Raw genomic sequence first — 20,359 nt, forward strand, 5'->3', positions numbered from 1 at the left:
TATCGGATGGGTCAGGATGGGGGCGACATGAGGGAGCTCGTCGCGGACTGCCAGTTGCGCGCCGCCACCGACCTGTTCACCCACACCTGGGACCCGGTCGTCCTGGCCGCGCTTTCCCAGCGGCCGCACCGGCGGCGCGAGTTGCGGGACGCGATCGGCGGCATCAGCGACAAGGCACTGACCGAGGCGCTGCGCCGGCTGACGGGCAACGGACTCGTGGCGCGCCATGCCTACGCCGAGGCGCCGCCGCGGGTCGAGTACGAGCTGACGCCCCTGGGGCGCAGCCTCGTCGACGGCCCGATGCGGGCGCTCGGGCGATGGGCGCACGAACACGGCGAGGAACTGCTCGACGCGCAGGGATAGTGGGTAGCGATCTAGGAGTGATTATCCAGTTGCTCCTCCCGCTGGCCGTACTCCCCGCCGACAAGCCCGAGCCGACCGCCCTGCGCTACCTGAACGACCTGGTCGTGGCCAGGCCGCACTCCCTGCGCGGCTACAGCCACGGTCGGTTCCTGCCGAGATGGGCGCATCACAAGGGCACCTGCGATTCACGCGAGACCGTGCTGGCCCGCGACGGTCACCGGGTGCGCAGGAACAAGGCCTGCCACCCGATCCGCGGCATCTGGTACAGCCCCTACGACGGCAAACGGCTGACCCGCCTGTCCCAGGTCGACGTCGACCACGTGGTGCCGCTGGCCAACGCCTGGATCTCCGGGGCGTGGAAGTGGAGCCAGGCCAGGCGGCGCGCCTTCGCCAACGATCTGACCAGGCCCGAGCTCATCACCGTCAGCCATTCGGCCAACATCGCCAAGGGCGGCAAGGGGCCCGCCTCGTGGCGGCCTCAGCGCCGTTCGTACTGGTGCCGGTACGCCAAGGCCTGGATCGCGGTCAAGCACCACTACCGGCTGCACGTCACCTACCGGGAGAAGATCGCGCTGGCGAACATGCTGCGGACCTGCTCGCGGAGCTAGCCGGGCTTTGCCCGATCATGGCCCGTCCCTGGTGTGGCTACCTGACGTATTCGGGCATTTACCCTATGTACCGATATGTCGCCCTTTTGTGGGCGGACGAAGGGAGCTGTGCCGTGCGTCATGCGATGGGGATCATCCTGGCGGGGGCGATCGCGACGACGGGCCTGAGTGCGACGGTCGCGCGCGCGGACGCCTACTGCGACGCCGTGGCCAAGGCCGATCAGATGGGCCAGCAGATGAGCCAGGAACTCAAGACCAACGACCCGGCCAAGATAGGCGAGATGCTGGACAAGGCGAGAGCGGAGGTCCAGAAGGTCGCCGAAGTGGCGCCCGAGAGCGTGAAGGGCGACTGGCAGGAGCAGGCCCAGGCCATCGACGAAATCAAGACCGCCATCAAGGACACCGTCAAGGCCTCGGCAGACCCGGCCAAGCTGCAGGAAATCCAGACGAAGGTCAAGGACGCCCAAGCGAAGATCAAGGAATCCTCCGCCAAGATCTCCGCCGACGCCAAGACCCGCTGCCAATAGCCTCCCGCCCCGGAAGCCAGGCCTACCCGGCCTGGCTTCCGCACTGCTCATCGCTGGGGGTAGGCGTACCAGGGGCCGGTCAGGTGGTCGGTGTTCGGCGGCTGGGCGTGGGGGCTCCAGAGATAGCCGTAAGTGTCGTCCGTGAAGGCGTTTCGGCCCTGCTGGAAGTAGACCTGGTTGTGCTTACGGAAGATTCTTTCGAAGGGGAGGCCTCCGAGGCTTCGAGCCGGTAGTTCGCCGCCTTCGGTGAGGGTGCGGGCGAGCGCTTCCATGGCGGCCGCCGAGCGTGTGAAGCGGTCGTGCTGCGTCGGTGCCAGGGACACGACTGCCACCAGAAGGAGCACGACGATCAGCAGGGCCGCCCCCAGGTAGGCGACTCGGCGTAAGACGGACTGCTCGACCACGGTCATGGACTCAGGCTAGACAAACCATCGGCTTCGGATGCGTGGACGGCGGCGCCCAGATCCCCAGCCGCAAGGGACGACCGGACGCGGCCGCGGAGGGCGATGGTCAGTTCGTAGGGCTCCTTGAGGGCGCGAAGGCGGATCACGGCATCGACCCGGTGCCGCCAGCCCCCGCGGCACCGGCCACCATCGGCCACGGCTCGACCTTCACCGCGTCCGCTTCCGGCATCCCCTCGATCGCCAAAATCGTCAATCTGTCCCGACTCCCTGCTCAAGATCTCGTTCTGTCAGACCCGTGCCCTACGGTGTGCGATCACGGTGCTTCGCGATGATCGGAGTGACAGCGCATGGGACTGACGACACCAGTCGCACCAGTGGACGTGGCCGCCCTCTTCCCCGAATTGGCCGGCCAGAGCAGGACCACCGTCCGGCTGCATCCACGCCGCGGCGCGCCGACCGCCGCGGACAGTTCCATGGGCGGACCACTGCTCTGGCCCGCCGACGAGCCATGGCCCCACTGCGAAGCACGCCAGCACGACGACCCCTCGGGTCTAGGGGGACGGGTAGCGATGGTGCCCATCCTGCAGATCTACCAGCGCGACATCCCGGAACTGCCGTTTCCCACCGGGACGGATCTATGCCAGGTGCTGTGGTGCCCGGTGCCCCATGAACCGGACTACGTCCCCCCGCTGCACGTGACCTGGCGAGACTCACGGCTGGTCACGGATGTGCTAGTCGACGCTCCCGCACCGATCGAGAGCGACACGGACTTCCTCCCCTCGCCGTGCAGCCTGTCCCCGGAACGCGTGGAGGAGTACCAATCCGTGTGGGAGCTTCCGGCAAGGCTGACCAAGAAGATCTGGGAGTGGGAATCCTCTCCGGACAACCCCGAAGGGTGGGAATACCAGTCACACCTGTCCACGGCTTCAGGCACCAAGGTCGGAGGGTGGGTCGACTGGATCCAGGACCCATATCCGATGGAATGCGACCACGGCCACGAGATGCAGCACCTGCTCACGATCGCGAGCTGGGAGCACGACGCCGGATCATGCAGGCGATGGACCCCCCTGGAAGAACAACACTTACTGGGTCCCTACCAGGTCCCCGAACTCTTGGAACCCGCCGACATCATGATCGGCGATGCAGGATCCATGTACCTGTTCACCTGTCTGGAATGCCCCGATCGCCCCGTGGAATCGATCAGCCAATGCTCATGACCCCCGCCGCGGCTGAGATCGCCGAAGAGTACCTGGCCAGTTGGCGTCGTGTCGCGGTCTACTCCGAGCTGGCTCTGATGGCGGAGAACGACGACAAGGACTGGGATAATGTCATCGGACGCGACGGCGAAGAGTACAAGGTGCTCCTGTACGTGCTCCCGGACACCGGCGGTGGCCTCCGCATGATCGTGGCCGTGAACAACAGGCGTCGGGGTCCGTCCACCCCTTCGACAACACGAGAATCGGTCATGCAACCGGACGGCACATTCACCAAGTAGCCCATCGTCATGCGCGGCTCCTGGAGAGCCTTTCGACGCTTTACTGGCGCTGTGGGCGCCGGTGAAGAAACGTCATCGGAACGCAAGACAACGTGGTCGTTGCAACCAGCAGCATGAAGGGCAGCGCGTCGACGCGGATGTTCATCTGCGGTTGGAAGGTGCTCATGTACCACTCGTCCAGTGCGGCCAGGAGCCAGGCGACGGCCGGCCACAGAAGGTAGTGGGAGCTCCACCGCGTGCGCCGCAGCGCGAAATACAAGACCAAGAAACCGACTCCACCCACCGTTAAAGGCACGGTCTGGTACAACAGTCCAATCATTTCGTACACGTGAACAACTCTCGGGTCCGTAAGGCTTTGATCTCAGGGCCAATCCACTGGCGGGATCGGCTGGTCGGTGCCGCGCTCGATGACCGTGTCCAGGTAGGTTGGAATTCGACATCGAGAGCGGGAAACGATGGGCTCCCGTCGAAGGCCGTCCCCCTGCTCACTCCTCACGCCCCTCCGGAAATACAGAACCCACCGATCTCGTGATCCACGATACTGGGTGGCTCTACCTATTCGTTTGCCTGGAGTGCCCGGAAAATCCGGTAGATGTTCGCAGCCAAGGCTCATGAACATGGCCCGCCGCCCACCTCCGGCGCCATCTGGCAGAACCTTCACCTGGAGCGAAGCGCCGCCTACCGCTTCATGGCTCGGTAGCGCTTGAGGAGGGCCGTGACCTTGTCGAAGTCCCGCGCGCCGTTCAATTCGACGAGCAAGTCGTCACTACACAACTCATAGACATCGCCCCACCAGCGACGCACCTTGTTATCCCAGATCCGGTAGCCACCGGGAACACCTCTGGCGACGTAGCGCCTCCTGCTCATGATCCGTACCCTGCAATCCATCAGTCCAGGGGTCAAGCCCGGCCGTCAGCCAGGGTGAGAACGACCTTGGACCGTCGATCGGCGACCGACCACGCCATGGCGATCGCAGGGTTTGCACCTGTACGGCGGCGCGGCAACCCCAGCCGACGTGTTCGGCGTACGGCACCCGAGGCGCACGGCGTCCGAACCGTCGTCGTGCACCTTCCGAACCGGCCTCAGGGCCACAAGCTCGGGTGGGGGCGATCTGTATCCAGCAGGGGATCATTCCCGCGCTTTCGCGAACACCTCGAGACGTACGTAAAGCCGGAACCCGCTGCCCCCGTCAACCCAGAAAGCGGCTGATGCGTCGGAGTGAATACAACGGGCTGGGCAGCAGCTCCAAGCAGCGCATCGCCGCCGTGATAGGCATCGGGCTGATTCGGCAGTACAGGCCGTACAGCCGTGGACCATCACTCGTGCATGACTCGTGTCTGGTCTCCAGGCGGGGCCTTGACGACCGCGCTGTCCCATTCGGAAAAGGTGACTTCTAGCGACTCTACGTGCGGATCGGTAATGCTGATGCTTGGATCATGGGCTCGCGTGATGTATCTGACTGGACGGCCTTGCCGGTCTGTCCACAGCTCATAGGTCATGGACGGACCGAACTGTGTAGATAGCTTGCTGCGGAACCCGGAGACGGCTGCGGGGTCTCCCGCTATCACCTTTTCGACTCTGTCCGTGTCTTTCTGCATCATGATGGTGTGGGAGTAGAAGTTGACATACGCCTTCAGATCAAGCTTCTTGATTGCGGCATCTGTGTCGATCTTTATCGTGTAGTGGGTTAGATTTCCTTCCATCGAAGTAGCAGCGAGTCGTCCTGTGGCGGCGAACATCTCGTTGACCTTGTAACTGTCCGTAAGAGTGTTTGCCAGAACGGCGAGAGTGTGTATCCCGAACAGGTTGTAGGGCTCGAAATAGTCCGTGATCTTGTCCCAGGCGAATCCCGGCGCCACCTCCTTGCCGAGCGGCATTTGCATATACGAGGCATCCATGGTCTTGATCAAACGGCCATTGAATCCAGATCCAAAGTCGGCTGTGAGATCGGTCCCGTTATTGTCGGTGATGAGGGTGACGGAAGTATCCCCCTGTTTCGCCTCCTGTTTGACCACCTTGTGTCCCGCCAGGTAGGTGCCGACGAGCTGGGCCACGTCCGCCGCAGACAATTTGGGGGGCATGGGGCGAGTCGCAGCCGAAGAGCAGCATGCATAAGGCGATGATCATGACCTGTGGGCGCATGGACAGATCTTGTCGGACAAATGTGCAGAAATATGAGGGGCTTAGGCGCAAGATCGATGTAGTTGCTCAGAGGAGCTTCCGAAACTCTGCGACGAAGTCAGGGGACGACGCCAAGGGGCGATCCAGATCTTCACACCTAGCGGCTGTCATCTGCGTAGATCGCTGAGGAGGCAAGCCTGACGCGCAGGTGCATCCGCCAGGTTCGCCACAATGGCCCGGCCCCTGAGGAGCGTTCCTCGGCACGATCACCCTGGCCGCCCCTCCATAGCCGGAGGCCGGCAACGCCTCGCCAAGGGTGGCCCTGGAGGACGTGAGGACGTCACGGGGGCCAAGCGTCTGGAGGACCTGGCGCGCGGCTTCGACCTGGCGATGAGTGGAACACGTGCCCCTGGGCGGAGAGATCGACATCTGTGATCTGAAGTCGTCGCCGGTCATGGGTGCCCTGTACGGGTCCGATCCGGTCCTTGAATGGATCGAGGACGACGTGTTGGTGCTGCGCGACAGCCGTACTGGCCAGACCTACAGATCGGGCCGCGGCGGGGTCTCGCGCCCTGTGAATCGCTTCGGGAAGGCATTGGATGTCCTTGCTCACGAGGGTCCCGACGAACTGACTCGCGTGGTACGGCAGGCAAAGGACTTGGACCCGCACGGCTCTCGCTGGCCACGAAGGAATGCGAAGGCCGTCTACGTGTCAGTCGCTGCGGCGGAACAGGCACGTGATGTTCTCGTAGCCGAAGCCCATGCCGAAGACTGCGTTGGCCATCATGTCGACGCGCCAGCCTTCGGCCTCAATGGCTTCGATCGTCTCGGCGACCACGGGCAGAGCCGTACCCTTCGACGCTCTACTCAGATCTGCGCTCAGCCGTGCGACGAAGATCTTGCGCCCCTGCTGATAGGCCACCCGCGCATCCTCGATGATCTGCGCGGGTCCGGGCTCCCGGCCGGTTAACACCATGGGCTACTCATCCTCTCAGCACCTCGGGCGGCAAGCTCGAACACTACGCGCCTTTCGCCAGCACAGCATGATCGATTGAGCGTCCGCGAAGTACTCCAGGAACCGATTCCGGCGGCCCCAAGCCCAAGCAGGGCGAAGGGCGTGGCAGGCGGGCGGGAGCTCTCGAATCGGACGGCCAACTGATCTGGCGCGATGGCAAAAGCACGCTCTGGGCTCGAGGGTTATTGCTTGTTGAGAGCGGGTGACTGGAATCGAACCCCGACAACCAGAGGTATGACGGTGGAGACTCATGATTGTTACGCTGATCGTCATGGAAACCGGTGAGGCATCTCTGCGGCTGGAGGACGTGACGTCGGCGTTAGAGACGACACTCACCGCCCTGACGGCTGTAGGGGCCGCCGACCTGATGTACCGCGTGGGTGGCACCGGTGCCGCTCTGCTGCAAGGTGTTCAGCTTCCTGTCGGAGATGTTGACGTCTTGCTGGCTCGGCGGGAGGACGTGGACACGGTCGCCGCCGCTCTCTCGTCCTTCCCCTGTCTGTATGCGGCATCTTGGCTCCCCGAGAGTTCGCAGTATTTCGCCAGGTACGAGGTGAACGGGGTTGATTTAGAGATCAGCACGGTTGAGCAGGAGGATGACTCCGATGGGATGGAGTGCGTTGGTCACGGCCCGTGGCAGCACTTCGTCTTGATCACGTGTGGCTCGCATCGTGTTCCTGTGGTTCGCCTGGAACTGCGATTGGCCACAGAGCTCTTGCGCGATCGGTCGGATCGATATGAACCCCTCCTCGACCACATGGCGGCCCATGGATTCGACGCTGATCTTCTGGATAGGGCCATGACTGCTCGCGGTCTTTCGGCCGAACGCCAGCGCTTGGTCAACGACCGCCTCGCCCGCTCCCGATAGCCACCAAGAACCGGCGCCTCACGCCCGTGGTCCTGCCGAGGGCGGCGCCCCGAAGGTGCCCTTGACAGTTCCGGGCGGCGACGGGTCGTCGGCATCCCACCGGCGATCATCTCGGCTCTCGACAAGCATTTGGCGATCTTCGCCGAGAACGAACCCGGGGCCCTGCTTTTCCAGCTCCAAAGGGCGGACCGCTTCGCCGCAGCGGGTTCAGCAGGCTCGCGGCCGGCCACAGCCGCTTGGTCAACAGATCGATCTGGAGCTGGACCTTTCGGTGTGCGATCATCAACGCTATGACATCGACCAGAAAGGGCCATGCCGCGTAGGCGCCCCGCCGAGGTCCGCTCGCAAAGGTTACGGTGCGGAACCCACAGACCCTCGATCCATCAGGTCCCCGGTCTCACCTCCCGGCCAATGGCCGCAGTGATCGCTCTGGAGCACACCCTTCTGCGGCCGGGCGAGGTGGCCGCGGCGCTTCTTGCCTGGACGCAGGACGTCGTCCCCGGCACGGCCACCCAGCTTCCACCTATCTGCTCATGTCCTGGATGCTCATGGGAAATAGATCCGCGTGGTGACATTGAACAGATACTCCGAGCGCTGCCTAGCTGGGCCAGGCCCCATTTCTATGGCCTGGTGCTTCCCATCGACAGAAGCTTTCTCGCCCGGACGTCACAAGATCCCCGTGCGTCGCCTGACTGGCCGTGGTGGCGGCAACGGCGCCGTCCGTATTTCGGGGACGGAACCGGCTGACCGAGCGGCGGTGCGGACGAATCTGACCACTCCGCTGATGCAGGCCCTAACGAGATCAAGCCCAGCTCGGGAACTCACCCCGACCTGGGCTCTCGCGATGTGAGCGGGCGACGGGAATCGAATTCATGCTGTCAGCCTGGGAACTCTTCAAGATCATGCTTACTGGGCAGAGAGACGCCGACCTGGCCATATGTCAGCCGAGTCTCCGTGATAGATCGCTATGCGAACGAGCACGTCGGCCACCTTTGTCCAGGCCGACATCTGGCGCGTAGAGGCCTGGTGTCGGCTCCTGACATCATCGCCAGATGTCGGACTTCGGGGTCAACGGCTATGAGCCCACCTGGTTGAGGGGAATCTCGGCGGTCGCCGCCGCTCATGGTCGGAGGCTGTCGATGCTGGAAGGGCGAACACTGACTCGCGCCCTACTGGTGTGGGACCTCAACGAGGATGCCTGGTTCCCCGATGGACTGGTCCTGCTTGATTTCGAGGGCGAGCAGGTCGAGATCGTCCACCAGAAGTTCGATGAAATCTCGATTACCTGGAACACGGTCGATCCGGCTCAGCCGTTGGATTGGCCAGGCGGAGGATTCCAGCTGGTATGGCGAGAGGGCGCGCCTGTCGAACTGGCGAGATTGAGGGGGCAGAGGTTGCAGGGCGTGGAGCTGCTCGTGTGGACGGGCGAGGACATGGCGCAAGGAATGGTGGCTGTCGGATTCGTTTTCCCGCACGGCCGTGTGACCCTCTACAACGCTCTCGACGAGAACGGCATGGAGTTCAGGTCTCCGGATCCGCGTTATGCGCGCCACAACCTCGGTGAGTAGTACGCATGATCTCTCGCTCATGGAGATGGGAGCGGGTGACGGGAGTCCAACCCGCACTGTCAGCTGGGAACAGCAAATGATCCAGCCTCGTCAGGGCCCTGAGCTGGGCAGGAAGTCGGTCCTGAGTGACCGTGGTTGATCCCTCGTTACCCCACACGACGATCAGCCTGCAACCTGGTGTTCCTTGCGCATGGCGCGCACCTGGCCCGCTCGGCCTGTCCCGAGTGATGATGGGCGGGAGGATCAGGCTTCCACCTCAGCCAGTGACCAACCCTGGCTCGCGTGTGGCGATCATCTCGGAGCCGGTGCGCCCCGGCGGTGGCTCTTTCGGCTGACATGATCCATGCCAAAGCGGGGAGGGTTAGTGTGACCCGCGTGAGCTTACGTGAGGTGGCCACCGGCCGGTTATCGCGCCTGGTCACACGTGCCCGCTCAGCCGTACTTGTCGGGAGGATGGGTGGGCGCCCCGCTCCTCTCGTCGAAGTGGCAGTTCTGCTGCTCGTGATCCTGCTCTTCTTACGGCTTCATGCCGCCGTCGGGAAGGACGTCGCCACCGCCACCGCCAACGCTCTGGCCCTGCAATCCATAGAGCGGGCGCTCCACCAGGACATCGAACTGAGGGCGAACCAGTGGCTGACCGAGCATCCGGCCCTCATCCAGCCGGCGGTCTACTACTACCGCCTGTACTACCTCGTGATCATCGGTGTGCTGGTGTGGGTCTTCGTACGGCACGCCGATGTCTACATCAAGGTCCGCCGAACCCTCGTCGCGATGGTCGTCCTCGTGCTGCCCGTCTATTGGGCGCTGCCCATGTCGCCCCCACGGTTCGCTCTACCGGGTGTCGTCGACATCATTGCCGAGCACGACCTCCTTGGCAGCCATGCCTCACGAGAGATCGCGAACGGCCAGAACTTGTCGGCGATGCCCAGCATGCATGTGGGGTGGTCGTTGTGGTGCGCCTATGCCGTGTGGTGCGCGCTGCGGGCCTCCCATCCGCGATGGGCGTTGCTGCCGTGGATCTTTCCGCTGGGTATGACGGCAGTCGTGCTCATCACGGGGAACCACTATGTCCTCGACATCGCCGGAAGCGTCGTGCTGCTGGCCGTCTCCATCGCTGTCGTGTCAGCGTGGGGCCACCTCGCCGAACGCCGGCGTACTGGGGATTGAGCGCCTGCTGACAACTGCGGGGGAACCGGCACCGCCCGGATGCTTGCTCACCTCGCGATCGTCCTCATAGCTACCCGTTGCGCGGCCCGAACGAGAACGGCCCCCAGACCGTACGCGCCGCGTATGGCCGCGTGGCGGCGCGGTGCGCCGCCCTTGATCTCAAGGCCGGGGCTCCTGGACCTTCACGTCCATGATCGTCGCCCAGTGGGACGGCCATACACGACAAGAGCAATCGGACGACCAATGGCGGTGGCCGGGGCATCCAAGGAGCTGCCGGCACTGGCGCCCCGTTGAAACCGGTTGCTTCGCTGGGAAGATCATGCGCAGTGTGACTGGTAGGGGAGCGTAGGCAGGTAGAGGTCCCATTCCTGCTGGGTTAGGGGGTGGTGGCAGAGGGGGGTGAGTGCGGCGGTGGGGGCCAGCGACCAGCGGGTGATCTTGCCGTCTTCTCCTCCGGAGAGCAGGGTGGTGCTGGTGAGGAAGGCCAGCCCGCTCACGGTGCCGGTGTGGCCGGTGAGGGTCGCGGTCTGGGTGCGCGTGGCGGCGTTCCAGATCATGATCGTGTGGTCGTTTCCTGCGGACGCGAGCGTCTTCCCGTCGGGGCTGAAGGCCAGGGTCTGGATGGGGGCGGTGTGCCCGCGTAGTGTGCCGAGCTCGCGGTGGGTGCGGGTGTCCCAGAGTTTGACGGTACGGCTGTCGCCTGCGGTGGCCAGGGTCGCCCCGTCGGGGCTGAGCGCGAGGTCCTGGATGGCCCCCTGACCGGTGGGGTAGACGCCGAGGAATTCGCCGGTGGGTACCGCGGCCACGATGATGTTGCCGCCGGGGGTGGTCATCGTGAGGGTGTGTCCGTCGGGGCTGAAGGTGAGCGCGGTGGCGAGCCGCGGGGGGTAGCGGGCGGTCACCTCAGTAGGCGGATCGGTGAGTTCCCAGACGAAGGGGCCGAATGTGGCGGCGGCTATGAGCCGTCCGGTGGGGTCGAAGGCGATATCGCTGGCGGTACCGGTGCTGGGGATCTGGATGGTGTCGCCGATCGGGCGTCTGTCAGTGAGGTTCCAAAGGGTGAGGGCGCGGGTGCGGGTGGCGGTGGCGAGCAGCCGTCCGTCCGGGCTGAAGGCGATGGCCTGGACCTTGCCGGGTGCGGGCCCGAGGGTGCCGAACATTCTGCCGTCGGGGTCGTAGAGATGGACGAGCCCGTCGCTGGTGGCGGCCGCGATGATCCGCCGATCGGGGCTGATCTTGAGGTCATTGACGGGGGCGTTGATCCCGGTAAAGGGGGTTGTGTCCAGGTCGTGGAGCACGATGGAGCCGTTGAATCCGCTGGAGGCGAGCATGCGCCCATCGGGGCTGAGGGTAACGGTGAAGGTCTCGTTGCGGCCGCGGTCCTGGAAGACGTTCAGCCGGGTGCGGGTCGCCCAGTCCCATACGGAGATGGTGCCCATCTCGTCGGCGACGGCGATCCTGCCGTTCACCGGGGGTGAGATGGCCCAGCCGTAGGCGCGGTCCAGGTCGGGCCCGGGTATGCGGACGGGTTCGTCGTGGTCGAGGTTCCACAGATACAGGCCGCGGTCGTCGGCGGAGGCCGCGAGGGTACGGCCTGACGGCCCGAAGTGCACCCCGTCGACGTGATCGGCCGCGAGCTCCGATGGTGCCTGTCCGGTGGTGAGGTTCCAGACGGCGGGCCGGGAAGTGCCGTCGGCGGACACTAGCAGCTCGCCGTCGGGGCTGAAGGTGAGCGACACCACCGGTTGACGGTGGTGATGGAGGATCCGCCGGCCGTGGTCGGGCAGGTTGACGAGCTCGATGTCGCCCGAGCGCAGGCCGACCGCGACCTGCTGGCCATCTCCGCTGAAGGCCAGCGCGGCCGACGCCTGCCGTACCTCGAGCCGCTCCTTCTGGCGGTAGGCAGCCACGTCCCAGAGGATGACCGTGCCTACCTCCCCGTCGGCCGACAGGGAGGCAAGGGTGTTGCCGTTGGAGGTGAACGCCACCGCCTTGGCGGGGCCGGACTTGCCGTCGAGGGTGGTGAGCCGGGCTCCGGAGCCGGTGTCCCACAGCCCGATCGTGCCGTCCCCGCCGGCGGTGGCCAGCAGGGCATGGTCGGGGCTGAACGCGATGCCGGGCGCCGGTGCGCCGCCCACGTTGAGCTCGCGGGGCGCTGGTACGGCTGCCGCGCTGAGCAGCCCGCCCAAGGTTTCCGCGTCAGGGTTGAGCTGGTACGCGCGGGCCGCCAGCCGTCCGGCCAGTGCAGGATCGGTGGCGATCAGGCCGCGCGCCTGCAGAGATACCTGCCGGGCCACGGCGACAAGGTTCTGCTGCCTTAGGTCGCCGCTCTGGCGCAGGGCAAGGCCGCCGGCCGTACCGGCAAGCACGACGAGCGCCGCCATCGCGGCCAGCAGCCGCTTGAGCAGTCGTGCACGGCGTGCGGCGGTGTGCTGCTCAGCGTCCGCCCGGGCGGTGCTGGCCTGCAGGAACGCGGTCTCGAGGTGGTTGGTTTCGTCAGGGTGGTCCTGCCACCAGGCGGTCGCGGTGCCCAGCTGGGCGCCCCGGTACAGAGCGCCGTCGTCGCGGGCCAGCCGCTCCCAGATGTGGGCGGCCTCGGTGAGCCGCCGGTGTACGGCCAGGTTGTCGCGGTCGTCGGTCAGCCAGCGGTGCAACCGCGGCCAGGCGGTGATCAACGCCGCATGGGCGATCTGGACCCGGTCCTCGTCGACGACGACCAGGCGGGCGCGGGCCAGGCGCGTCACGACATCGGCCGTATCGTCCAGCTCGGCCGTGGTCGCGGGCCTTCGGGTGCCGTCCAGGGTGGTGAGCCGCAGGAAGATCCTCCGAGCTGTGGCGTGCTGGGCGGGATCCAAGCTCCGGTACACCCGTTCGGCCGTCTCGGCGATGGCCCGTCGTACGCCCCCGGCTTCCTGGTAGCCGGCCAGGGTGAGCGTGGTTCCGGTGCGCCGGTGCCACGTCTCCAGAAGGGCGTGCGAAAGCAGCGGTAACGCGCCCGGTTCGCCCGCGCAGTCCGCCAGCGCCGTGGCGACAAGTTCGGGCGGTACGGTCAGGCCCGCCCGGGCCGCAGGCCGTACGATGATCTCTCTCAGCTCGTCGGCGTTCGGCGGGCCTACCAGGACTGGCGCGTCCACCGCCGACGCGAGTCCGGGATGCTCGGTCAGCCGGGCCAGGAAGTCGGCGCGGACGCCCAGCACAACGGTGGTGCGCCGTTCCGGGCCGACGGCGGCGTCGAGCAGGGCAGCGACGAACCTCGCGCGTTCTTCCTCGTCGCCGCAGACGGTGAAGGCCTCCTCGAACTGGTCGACGACCAGCAGAGTCCGGCCCGTGACGGCATCACGAAGGGCGATGTCCAGCGCCGCGGGATCAGACCACAGTTCTTTGACCACCTCGTTCGCGTCGGCGCCGGACAACTTCGCCACCAGGCCGGACAACTCCTCAAGAGGGTGCTCGCCGGGCGTCATCAGCAGGGACTGCCAGCGGTCGTCTGCCTTGACGGCGCCGAGCAGGCCGGCACGCAGGAGTGAGGACTTGCCGCTGCCCGACGCGCCGATCACCGCCACCAACGGCCGTTCCTCCACCGCGGCGAGGAGTCTGTCCACAAGCTGTGCGCGGCCGAAGAACCATTCGGCCTGCTCGCACTGGAACGCCATCAAACCCTGGTAGGGGGATGACGACACAGGTTCGGGCTCGACCGGTTGATGTGCCGCGGCGTTCCAGCGCGCCTGCCATTCCTCGGGGTCGCCGCCGCAGGCCCGCGCATAGGCGAGCGTCACCTCCAGCGAGGGAAGCCGTTCCCCCTTGGCCGCGTCGGCCAGCGTGCTCGCCGAGTACAGGGCCCGCTTGGCGAGCTGGCGATAGCTGGGCCTGCCCGCTGCCTCCCGCAACTGCCGCAACTGCCAGGCCAGCAGTGCTACCGGACCCTCTGCAGGGTCGATCGGCCGCTCCGGACGCCCCATCCCTTTACCCCCGTTGACCGTTGTTGATTGTCCGGCGACACGCTCACCTGCCGGACAACCCCTCGGAAGTTAGACATAGATCGTCATATGCGTCCAGCCCCCGTGATCCGGGGCGGATCATTACTCCTTCCACCAAGGAGACTCCTATGTCAACGCTGCGCATGCACTTCGCCTTGGTACTCGCCGGCTTCGTCAATGCGGACTGGGATGGCCCTGGCTTCGTCAGCGCCAACGACGTCACCGGCAACAGGTAATCGAAGTGCACCTGATGAGACACCGATTTCGTCACATACTCATCGCGCTCGCTCTGCCGGTCGCCTTGTTGCAGGCAGGGCCGGCTGTGGCCGCGGGTGAGGACATGACGCCCTTACCCGTCAAGAGCGAACGGTCGGTGCCGGTGCGCACGTTCACCGGCAGACTGCCGGGACCGACGGAAGTATCGAAGCACGCGCGCACCGGCCAGCGAACCCAGTCGAGGCCATCGCCTTTCCGGGCGTCCGCAGGCAAAAGAGTGTTCGATTACTCCCCGTTCCGTGACGCCTACGGCGGCGGCTGGGCGGAGCGACTGCGGCTGGTCAGGTTGCCCGACTGCGCCTTGACGACGCCTGATTTGCCGAAATGTCAGGGAACGCCGGTCCCGACGCGTAACGACCCGAAGACCGGCACGCTGACCGCCAACCTCAGCGAAGGGCTGTACGCGGCGCAGGCCACGCCCACGGGTCCCAGCGGCAGCTTCGCCGTCACGCCCCTGTCCGCGTCCTCCACGTGGAGCGGCGGAGGATCATCCGGCGACTTCGACTGGAACTATCCGCTCAACGCGCCCGCTGTGCCAGGTGGCCTGACACCCAACCTCGGCTTTTCGTACTCCTCGCAGAGCGTCGACGGCCGGACCGCGGCGACGAACAATCAGCCGTCCTGGATCGGCGAGGGCTTTGCGCTGGAGCCTGGTGCTATCGAGCGCAGATACAAGTCCTGTGGAGACGACCTCGGCGGCAACAACGGCCAGACCAAGTACGGCGATCAGTGCTGGGGCACTGACAACGCCACGCTGTCGCTCAACGGCTCCGGCGGCGAGCTGATCCCGGTGGACGCGGCCGGGACGAGCTGGCGCCTCAAGAACGACAACGGTACCCAGGTCAAGCGGCTGACCGGCGCGGCCAACGGCGACGACAACGGTGAGCACTGGCTGGTCACCTCGCCTGACGGCACCCGCTACTACTTCGGCGCCAAGCCCGCCGCCAAGTCGGTCTACACCGTCCCCGTGTACGGCAACAACGCCGGCGAACCCTGCAACAAGGCGGCGTTCGCCGATTCCTGGTGCACTCAGGCGTACCGCTGGAACCTCGACTACGTGGCCGACCGGCACGGCAACGCCATGGCGTACTTCTACGACCCGGAGACCAACTACTACGCGCGCGGCGGCCTGACCAGCGCCGGCACCCAGTACGTCCGGGGCGGCCAGCTCAACCGGATCGAGTACGGCCTGCGAGACGGCGCCACGGGGACGGCGCCCGCGAAGGTGACCTTCGAGACGGCAGACCGCTGCCGCCCCGGCGCCACCTGCTGGGGGAGCGACGGCAAGGCGGTCGCGTCGAACTGGGACGACACGCCGTGGGACCAGTCGTGTGCCGCAGGGGCGTGCACCCTGACCTCACCGTCGTTCTGGACCGCGCGCAGGCTCGCCCGGGTGGTCACCCAGGTGCGGAACGGCACGGCCTACGACCCGGTGGATTCCTGGACCCTGCGCCAGTCCTACCCGGACAACGGGGACACCACCCGGGCGGGGCTCTGGCTCGACGGCATCACTCACACCGGCCATGTCGGCGGCACTCTGTCCATGCCCGAGGTGGTGTTCGAGGGCCAGCAACTGGCCAACCGGGCGGACACCTCGAACGGCCCGGCGATGAACTGGTGGCGGATCAAGGCGATCCGCTCCGAGTTCGGCGGGACCACCACGATCACGTACTCCGACAGGGATTGCGGACCGGGCAACATGCCCTCCGCGCCCGAGACCAACACCAAACGCTGCCAGCCGTCGCTCTATGAGCGGGACGGCACGATGAAGCTGGAGTACTTCCACAAGTACGTCGTCGCCAAGGTCGTCCAGAACGCGAACCTGCCCGGTGACCCGTCCACGCCGGTCGTCACCTCCTACGAGTACGTCGGAGCTCCGGCCTGGCACTATGACGTCGAAGATGGCCTGATCCCGGCCTCGCGCAAGACCTGGGGGCAGTGGCGCGGATACGGCAAGGTGCGCGCCATAGGCGGCGATCCGGCCGAGGGCGCGCAGTCTCTGACCGAGACCGTCTACTTCCGCGGCATGGACGGCGACAAGCTTCCGTCGGGCAAACGCGTCGTCACCGTGACCGACTCCGCGGGCACCGCCGTACCGGACCAGCCGCACCTCGCCGGCCAGGTACGCGAGACCATCACCTACAACGGTGTCGGCGGTCCGGCCATCTCCGGGACGATCAACGACATGTGGGTGTCCGCGCCCACGGCCACGCGTGTCCGGGACTGGGGCACCGACGAGGCCCGCATGACCGGGGTCGCCGCAACCAAGGTCCGGACGGCCAAGGCCGACGGGACATGGCGGCGCACGACCACGGAAACCACCTATGACGCGTACGGCCTGCCGGCCCAGGTCAACGACCTGGGTGACGCCTCCCTGAACGACGATGACCGCTGCACCCGCACGACGTATGCCCGCAATCTGGACGCCTGGATCGTAAATCTGCCAAGCCGGTCGGAGACCGTATCGGTCGCCTGTGCGGAGGCGCCCAGCCGTCCCGCTGACCTGCTGTCGGACGTGAAGACGACGTATGACGACGGTCTCGTGCACGGCGACGTCACCAAGGTGGAGCAGCTGTCCGGCACGGGCGCCTATGTCACCGCGTCCAGGGCCATCTACGATTCCTACGGCCGCCCCACTACGACCTGGGACATCAAGGGCAACGCCACTACCCTGGAGTACGTGACCGGCGCGTCCGGCCTGGTCACCGCGCTCAAGACCACGAACCCGCTCAAGCAGACGACGGTCGGCGAGTTCGACTCCCGCGGCGACACGAGCGCCCAGATCGATGTGAACGGCAAGCGCACCGATCTGGAGAACGACCCGCTTGGACGCCACCGCAAGGTATGGGCCCCTGGCCGAACCAAGGGAGTGGACGGGCCGAACGCGGAGTTCACATATCTGCTGCGGACCGGCAGCCCGAACGCGGTGACGACGCGGGAACTGCAGGCCGACGGGTCCTACCTGGCCGGCTACGCCCTGTTCGATGGCCTCGGCCGCTCCCGGCAGGCCCAGAAGGCTTCACCGGCGGGCGGGCGTACCATCACCGACACCGTCTTTGACTCCCGTGGGCAGATCGTCAAGAACAATCAGCCCTACTGGAACTCGGCCCCGCCCGGGACCGAACTGACGGTCGCCGCCGATGCCAACGTGCCCGGCCAGACCCGGACCACCTTCGACGGCGCCGGACGCGCGGTCGCCGAGGCGTTCTACAAGCTGGGCGTCAACCAGTGGGCGAAGCTGACCACTCCGAGCGCCGACAAGGTGAGCGTTGACCCGCCCACCGGCTCCACCGCGACCACCACCGTCACCAACGCACGCGGCTGGGTGACCGAGCTGGACCAGTACCAGGGCGGCGCGCCGACCGGGCCGGCCGACGTCACGCGGTACGGCTACGACAAGGCCGGGAACCTCACCTCGGTGACGGACCCGTCGGGCAACGTCTGGCGGTACACCTACGATCTGGCGGGCCGGAAGACCGGCTCGGCGGACCCGGACCGGGGAACCACCACCTACGCCTACAACGATGCGAACGAACTGGTCTCCAGCAAGGACGCCGAAGGGCGCGAACTCTTCTACGCCTATGACGAGCTGGGCCGCAAGACCGCACTCCGGGACGGCTCCGCGACGGGGACGTTGCGGGCGAGCTGGACGTTCGACACCGTCGCCAAGGGCCAGCCCGCCTCGGCCACCCGCTACGTCAACGGTGCCGCCTACACAACGGCGATCACCGGGTACGACGACGGTTACCGCGCGACGGGCAGCACGCTGACGATCCCCCCAACCGAGGGCAAGCTGGCCGGAACCTACCCGGTTTCCTCCACGTACGCCCTGACGGGCCGACTGGCCACGACTACCCTTCCGGCCGCAGGAGGGCTGCCCGAGGAGACGCTCACCTACGGTTACGACGCCCTGGACAACCAGGTGACGTTGACCGCAAACGGCACCAACTATGTCGGTAACACCAAGTACACCGCTTACGGCGAGATCGGGCAGATCACGCTCGGCACCCCCGGCAAGCAGGTGTGGCTGACCAACGAGTACGAGGACGGGACCCGGCGGCTCATCCGCGCGGTGACCGACCGGGAGATGTCCGGCAAGCGCCAGGCCGACGTCACCTACGGCTACGACGAGACCGGGAACATCACCCGGGTAGCCGACCAACCCAGCTCGTACACCGGGGTGCCCGCCGACTACCAGTGCTTCACCACCGACTACCTACGGCGGATCACCGAAGCCTGGACCCCATCGGGAGGTACCTGCGGAACGCCGGCCAACTCCGGCATCGGCGGGCCGGCCCCGTACTGGTCGTCGTACACCTTCGACAAGTCGGGCAACCGGACGGCCGAGACCAGGCACGCGACCACGGGCGACACCGTGCTCACCCTGGCCTACCCGGCCTCGGCCGGATCCGGACCCCACCGGGTCTCCTCGGTCAGCACCAAGAAGCCTGACGGCTCGACGGCGCTCGACTCCTACGCCTATGACAAGGCGGGTAACACCATCAGCCGCGGCGCCCAGTCGCTGGCCTGGGACCCGGAAAGCAGGCTCGCCGCTGTCACGGAAGGCGGCAAGAAGACCGAGTTCGTGTACAGCGCGGACGGCGAACGCCTCCTCCGCAGGGACCCTGCCGGGACCACGCTCTACGTCGCGGGCATGGAATTCCGCCTGTCCGGCGACACGGTCACCGGCACCCGGTACTACACCCACGCGGGCATCACCGTCGCCGGCCGGACCGGAGCGTCGGTGACCTGGATCTCCAGCGACCACCACGGCACCGGCCAACTGGCGATCAAGGCCGACACCCTCGATGTCGTACGGCGCCGCGCCACACCGTTCGGCGTGGAACGCGGCGGCCCCGCGGCCTGGCCGGACGAGCGCGGTTTCCTCGGCGGCGACCGCGACCCCTCCACTGGTCTCACCCACCTCGGCGCCCGCGAATACGAGCCCACAACCGGCCGCTTCATCTCCGCCGACCCGGTCATCAACACCCGGGACCCGCAACAGATGAACGGCTACGCGTACGCCGGCAACAACCCCCTCGTCTGGAGCGACCCCTCGGGCCTGGTCCCCCTCGACCCCGACACCGGCCGCCCCATCAACGAACACCACGACGGCCAGAAGGGCACCCCCTGGACCGGAGTCCAGCCCCGCAAGCCCATCTGCTCGGGCGGCTACTGCATCGGCAGCCCAAGGGTTCCGAAGCTGAAGTCGATGGATGACGATTTTCCGCGCGATCCCAAGCAGCGCCCGACCAAGGACGACCGCTTCCTTTCCAGCAAGTTTCATTTCATGCTCGCGGGCTGCACTTTCCTCAACGGGGCCGGCGCCAGCTACGATGGAAAATGCGGCGACTGGGATGACGGTATCGCCGGATTCAGCCACTACTTGAACGGAAACGGCGAGGACTTCGCATTCGACCTCGAAGAGGCTTATCGCGAGGACGAAAAAATCCGTGCGGGGATTGACGCGGAGATCGAGAGGGTCGTGGCCAACGCGGGAATTCTGGCCGCGCTCAGTGGCAGCGACTCGTTCGAAATCACCGGCGAGAACCACCGTCAGGCCGGCGCGTCAACGAAGAACTGGGTCGCGGCGCTGAACTCCTACAACTTGTGGAGCAGCGCCGAAGTGCAGGCCGTCGACGGCAAGATCACGATGATGACGATCACGCTGCATGGCGTCGACCGCTACAACTTCAACCACAACATGGGATTCGAGGGAATTCCTGACGAAAAAGGCGGCAGGCTGTCGACGGTCGGGCTCGCGCACAACTTCACCCAGACCGGCACGATGACCAGGACGATCACGTGGGTCCCGGCTCCGGGAGCCGGTGCCCGGTAATTGTCGAGGGCGGGTGGCAGGAATCCCCCACTCGCCCCTCTGCCTCGCATCACAAGGAGCTGAACAATTGTTATCGGCATTTGGAAAATGTTCGAAGGCCGCCGCTCTGGTAGCGGTGGCTGTTGTGGGGG

15 protein-coding genes are annotated in these 20,359 nt (G+C 66.1%); 9 read left to right on the forward strand and 6 right to left on the reverse strand.

Translation table 11 applies throughout. The features are described from left to right. Window positions 1–27: 27 nt before the first annotated feature. From KIK09_RS42985 to KIK09_RS42995, 3 genes are all read left to right on the forward strand, one after another. On the forward strand, window positions 28–363 hold the full coding sequence (locus tag KIK09_RS42985; protein ID WP_250574685.1) for a winged helix-turn-helix transcriptional regulator: 336 nt from the start codon (window positions 28–30) through the stop codon (window positions 361–363). Between the two features lie 17 nt (window positions 364–380). Continuing rightward, on the forward strand, window positions 381–971 hold the full coding sequence (locus KIK09_RS42990; RefSeq protein ID WP_308164669.1) for an HNH endonuclease family protein: 591 nt from the start codon (window positions 381–383) through the stop codon (window positions 969–971). Window positions 972–1,084: 113 nt separating this feature from the next. Continuing rightward, window positions 1,085–1,498 carry a hypothetical protein gene (locus KIK09_RS42995; protein ID WP_214325279.1) on the forward strand — a complete coding sequence of 138 codons (414 nt, stop codon included), beginning with the start codon at window positions 1,085–1,087 and terminating at the stop codon, window positions 1,496–1,498. A gap of 47 nt (window positions 1,499–1,545) precedes the next feature. On the opposite strand, the gene KIK09_RS43000 is transcribed toward KIK09_RS42995, so the two are convergent. Then, entirely contained in the window at window positions 1,546–1,908 is a 363-nt protein-coding gene (locus KIK09_RS43000; RefSeq protein ID WP_214325280.1) for a hypothetical protein, read from the reverse strand. 368 nt (window positions 1,909–2,276) lie between these two features. On the opposite strand from KIK09_RS43000, the gene KIK09_RS43005 reads away from it, so the two are divergent. Both KIK09_RS43005 and KIK09_RS43010 read left to right on the forward strand, forming a co-directional pair. Then, window positions 2,277–3,119 carry a DUF1963 domain-containing protein gene (locus KIK09_RS43005; protein ID WP_214325281.1) on the forward strand — a complete coding sequence of 281 codons (843 nt, stop codon included), beginning with the start codon at window positions 2,277–2,279 and terminating at the stop codon, window positions 3,117–3,119. Beyond that, a complete protein-coding gene (locus tag KIK09_RS43010) occupies window positions 3,116–3,397 on the forward strand; it encodes a hypothetical protein (protein ID WP_214325282.1) in 282 nt (93 codons plus the stop codon). Before KIK09_RS43005 ends, KIK09_RS43010 begins: the two co-directional genes overlap by 4 nt. A 40-nt stretch (window positions 3,398–3,437) precedes the next feature. Here the strand turns inward: KIK09_RS43010 and KIK09_RS43015 are convergent, their stop codons facing one another. The 4 genes from KIK09_RS43015 to KIK09_RS43030 all read right to left on the reverse strand — a co-directional run bounded on the left by KIK09_RS43015 (window position 3,438) and on the right by KIK09_RS43030 (window position 6,494). Beyond that, window positions 3,438–3,725, reverse strand: a complete 288-nt coding sequence (locus KIK09_RS43015) for a hypothetical protein (protein WP_214325283.1) — start codon at window positions 3,723–3,725, stop codon at window positions 3,438–3,440. 350 nt (window positions 3,726–4,075) lie between these two features. Next, a complete protein-coding gene (locus KIK09_RS43020; RefSeq protein ID WP_214325284.1) occupies window positions 4,076–4,264 on the reverse strand; it encodes a hypothetical protein in 189 nt (62 codons plus the stop codon). A gap of 449 nt (window positions 4,265–4,713) precedes the next feature. Then, window positions 4,714–5,451, reverse strand: coding sequence for a hypothetical protein (locus KIK09_RS43025; RefSeq protein WP_214325285.1), 738 nt, complete (start codon window positions 5,449–5,451; stop codon window positions 4,714–4,716). A gap of 779 nt (window positions 5,452–6,230) precedes the next feature. Next, window positions 6,231–6,494: a hypothetical protein gene (locus KIK09_RS43030; protein WP_214325286.1), complete on the reverse strand. Its 264-nt coding sequence runs from the start codon at window positions 6,492–6,494 to the stop codon at window positions 6,231–6,233. 289 nt (window positions 6,495–6,783) lie between these two features. Between KIK09_RS43030 and KIK09_RS43035 the strand changes: the two genes are divergently transcribed. From KIK09_RS43035 to KIK09_RS43045, 3 genes are all read left to right on the forward strand, one after another. Continuing rightward, complete coding sequence (locus tag KIK09_RS43035; RefSeq protein ID WP_214325287.1) at window positions 6,784–7,401, forward strand: hypothetical protein; 618 nt, start codon at window positions 6,784–6,786, stop codon at window positions 7,399–7,401. 1,052 nt (window positions 7,402–8,453) lie between these two features. Beyond that, window positions 8,454–8,969 carry a hypothetical protein gene (locus tag KIK09_RS43040; protein WP_214325288.1) on the forward strand — a complete coding sequence of 172 codons (516 nt, stop codon included), beginning with the start codon at window positions 8,454–8,456 and terminating at the stop codon, window positions 8,967–8,969. A 483-nt stretch (window positions 8,970–9,452) separates the two neighbouring features. Further along, window positions 9,453–10,136 (forward strand): phosphatase PAP2 family protein, encoded by a 684-nt coding sequence (locus KIK09_RS43045; RefSeq protein WP_214325289.1) that lies wholly within the window; start codon window positions 9,453–9,455, stop codon window positions 10,134–10,136. Between the two features lie 317 nt (window positions 10,137–10,453). On the opposite strand, the gene KIK09_RS43050 is transcribed toward KIK09_RS43045, so the two are convergent. Next, window positions 10,454–14,095: an nSTAND1 domain-containing NTPase gene (locus KIK09_RS43050; RefSeq protein WP_214325290.1), complete on the reverse strand. Its 3,642-nt coding sequence runs from the start codon at window positions 14,093–14,095 to the stop codon at window positions 10,454–10,456. A 511-nt stretch (window positions 14,096–14,606) separates the two neighbouring features. Here KIK09_RS43050 and KIK09_RS60315 point away from each other — a divergent pair. After that, window positions 14,607–20,228, forward strand: a complete 5,622-nt coding sequence (locus tag KIK09_RS60315; protein ID WP_214325291.1) for an RHS repeat domain-containing protein — start codon at window positions 14,607–14,609, stop codon at window positions 20,226–20,228. Window positions 20,229–20,359 lie beyond the last annotated feature (131 nt).

It is taken from the genome of Nonomuraea sediminis (genome assembly GCF_018531495.1).
GTDB lineage: Bacteria > Actinomycetota > Actinomycetes > Streptosporangiales > Streptosporangiaceae > Nonomuraea > Nonomuraea sediminis.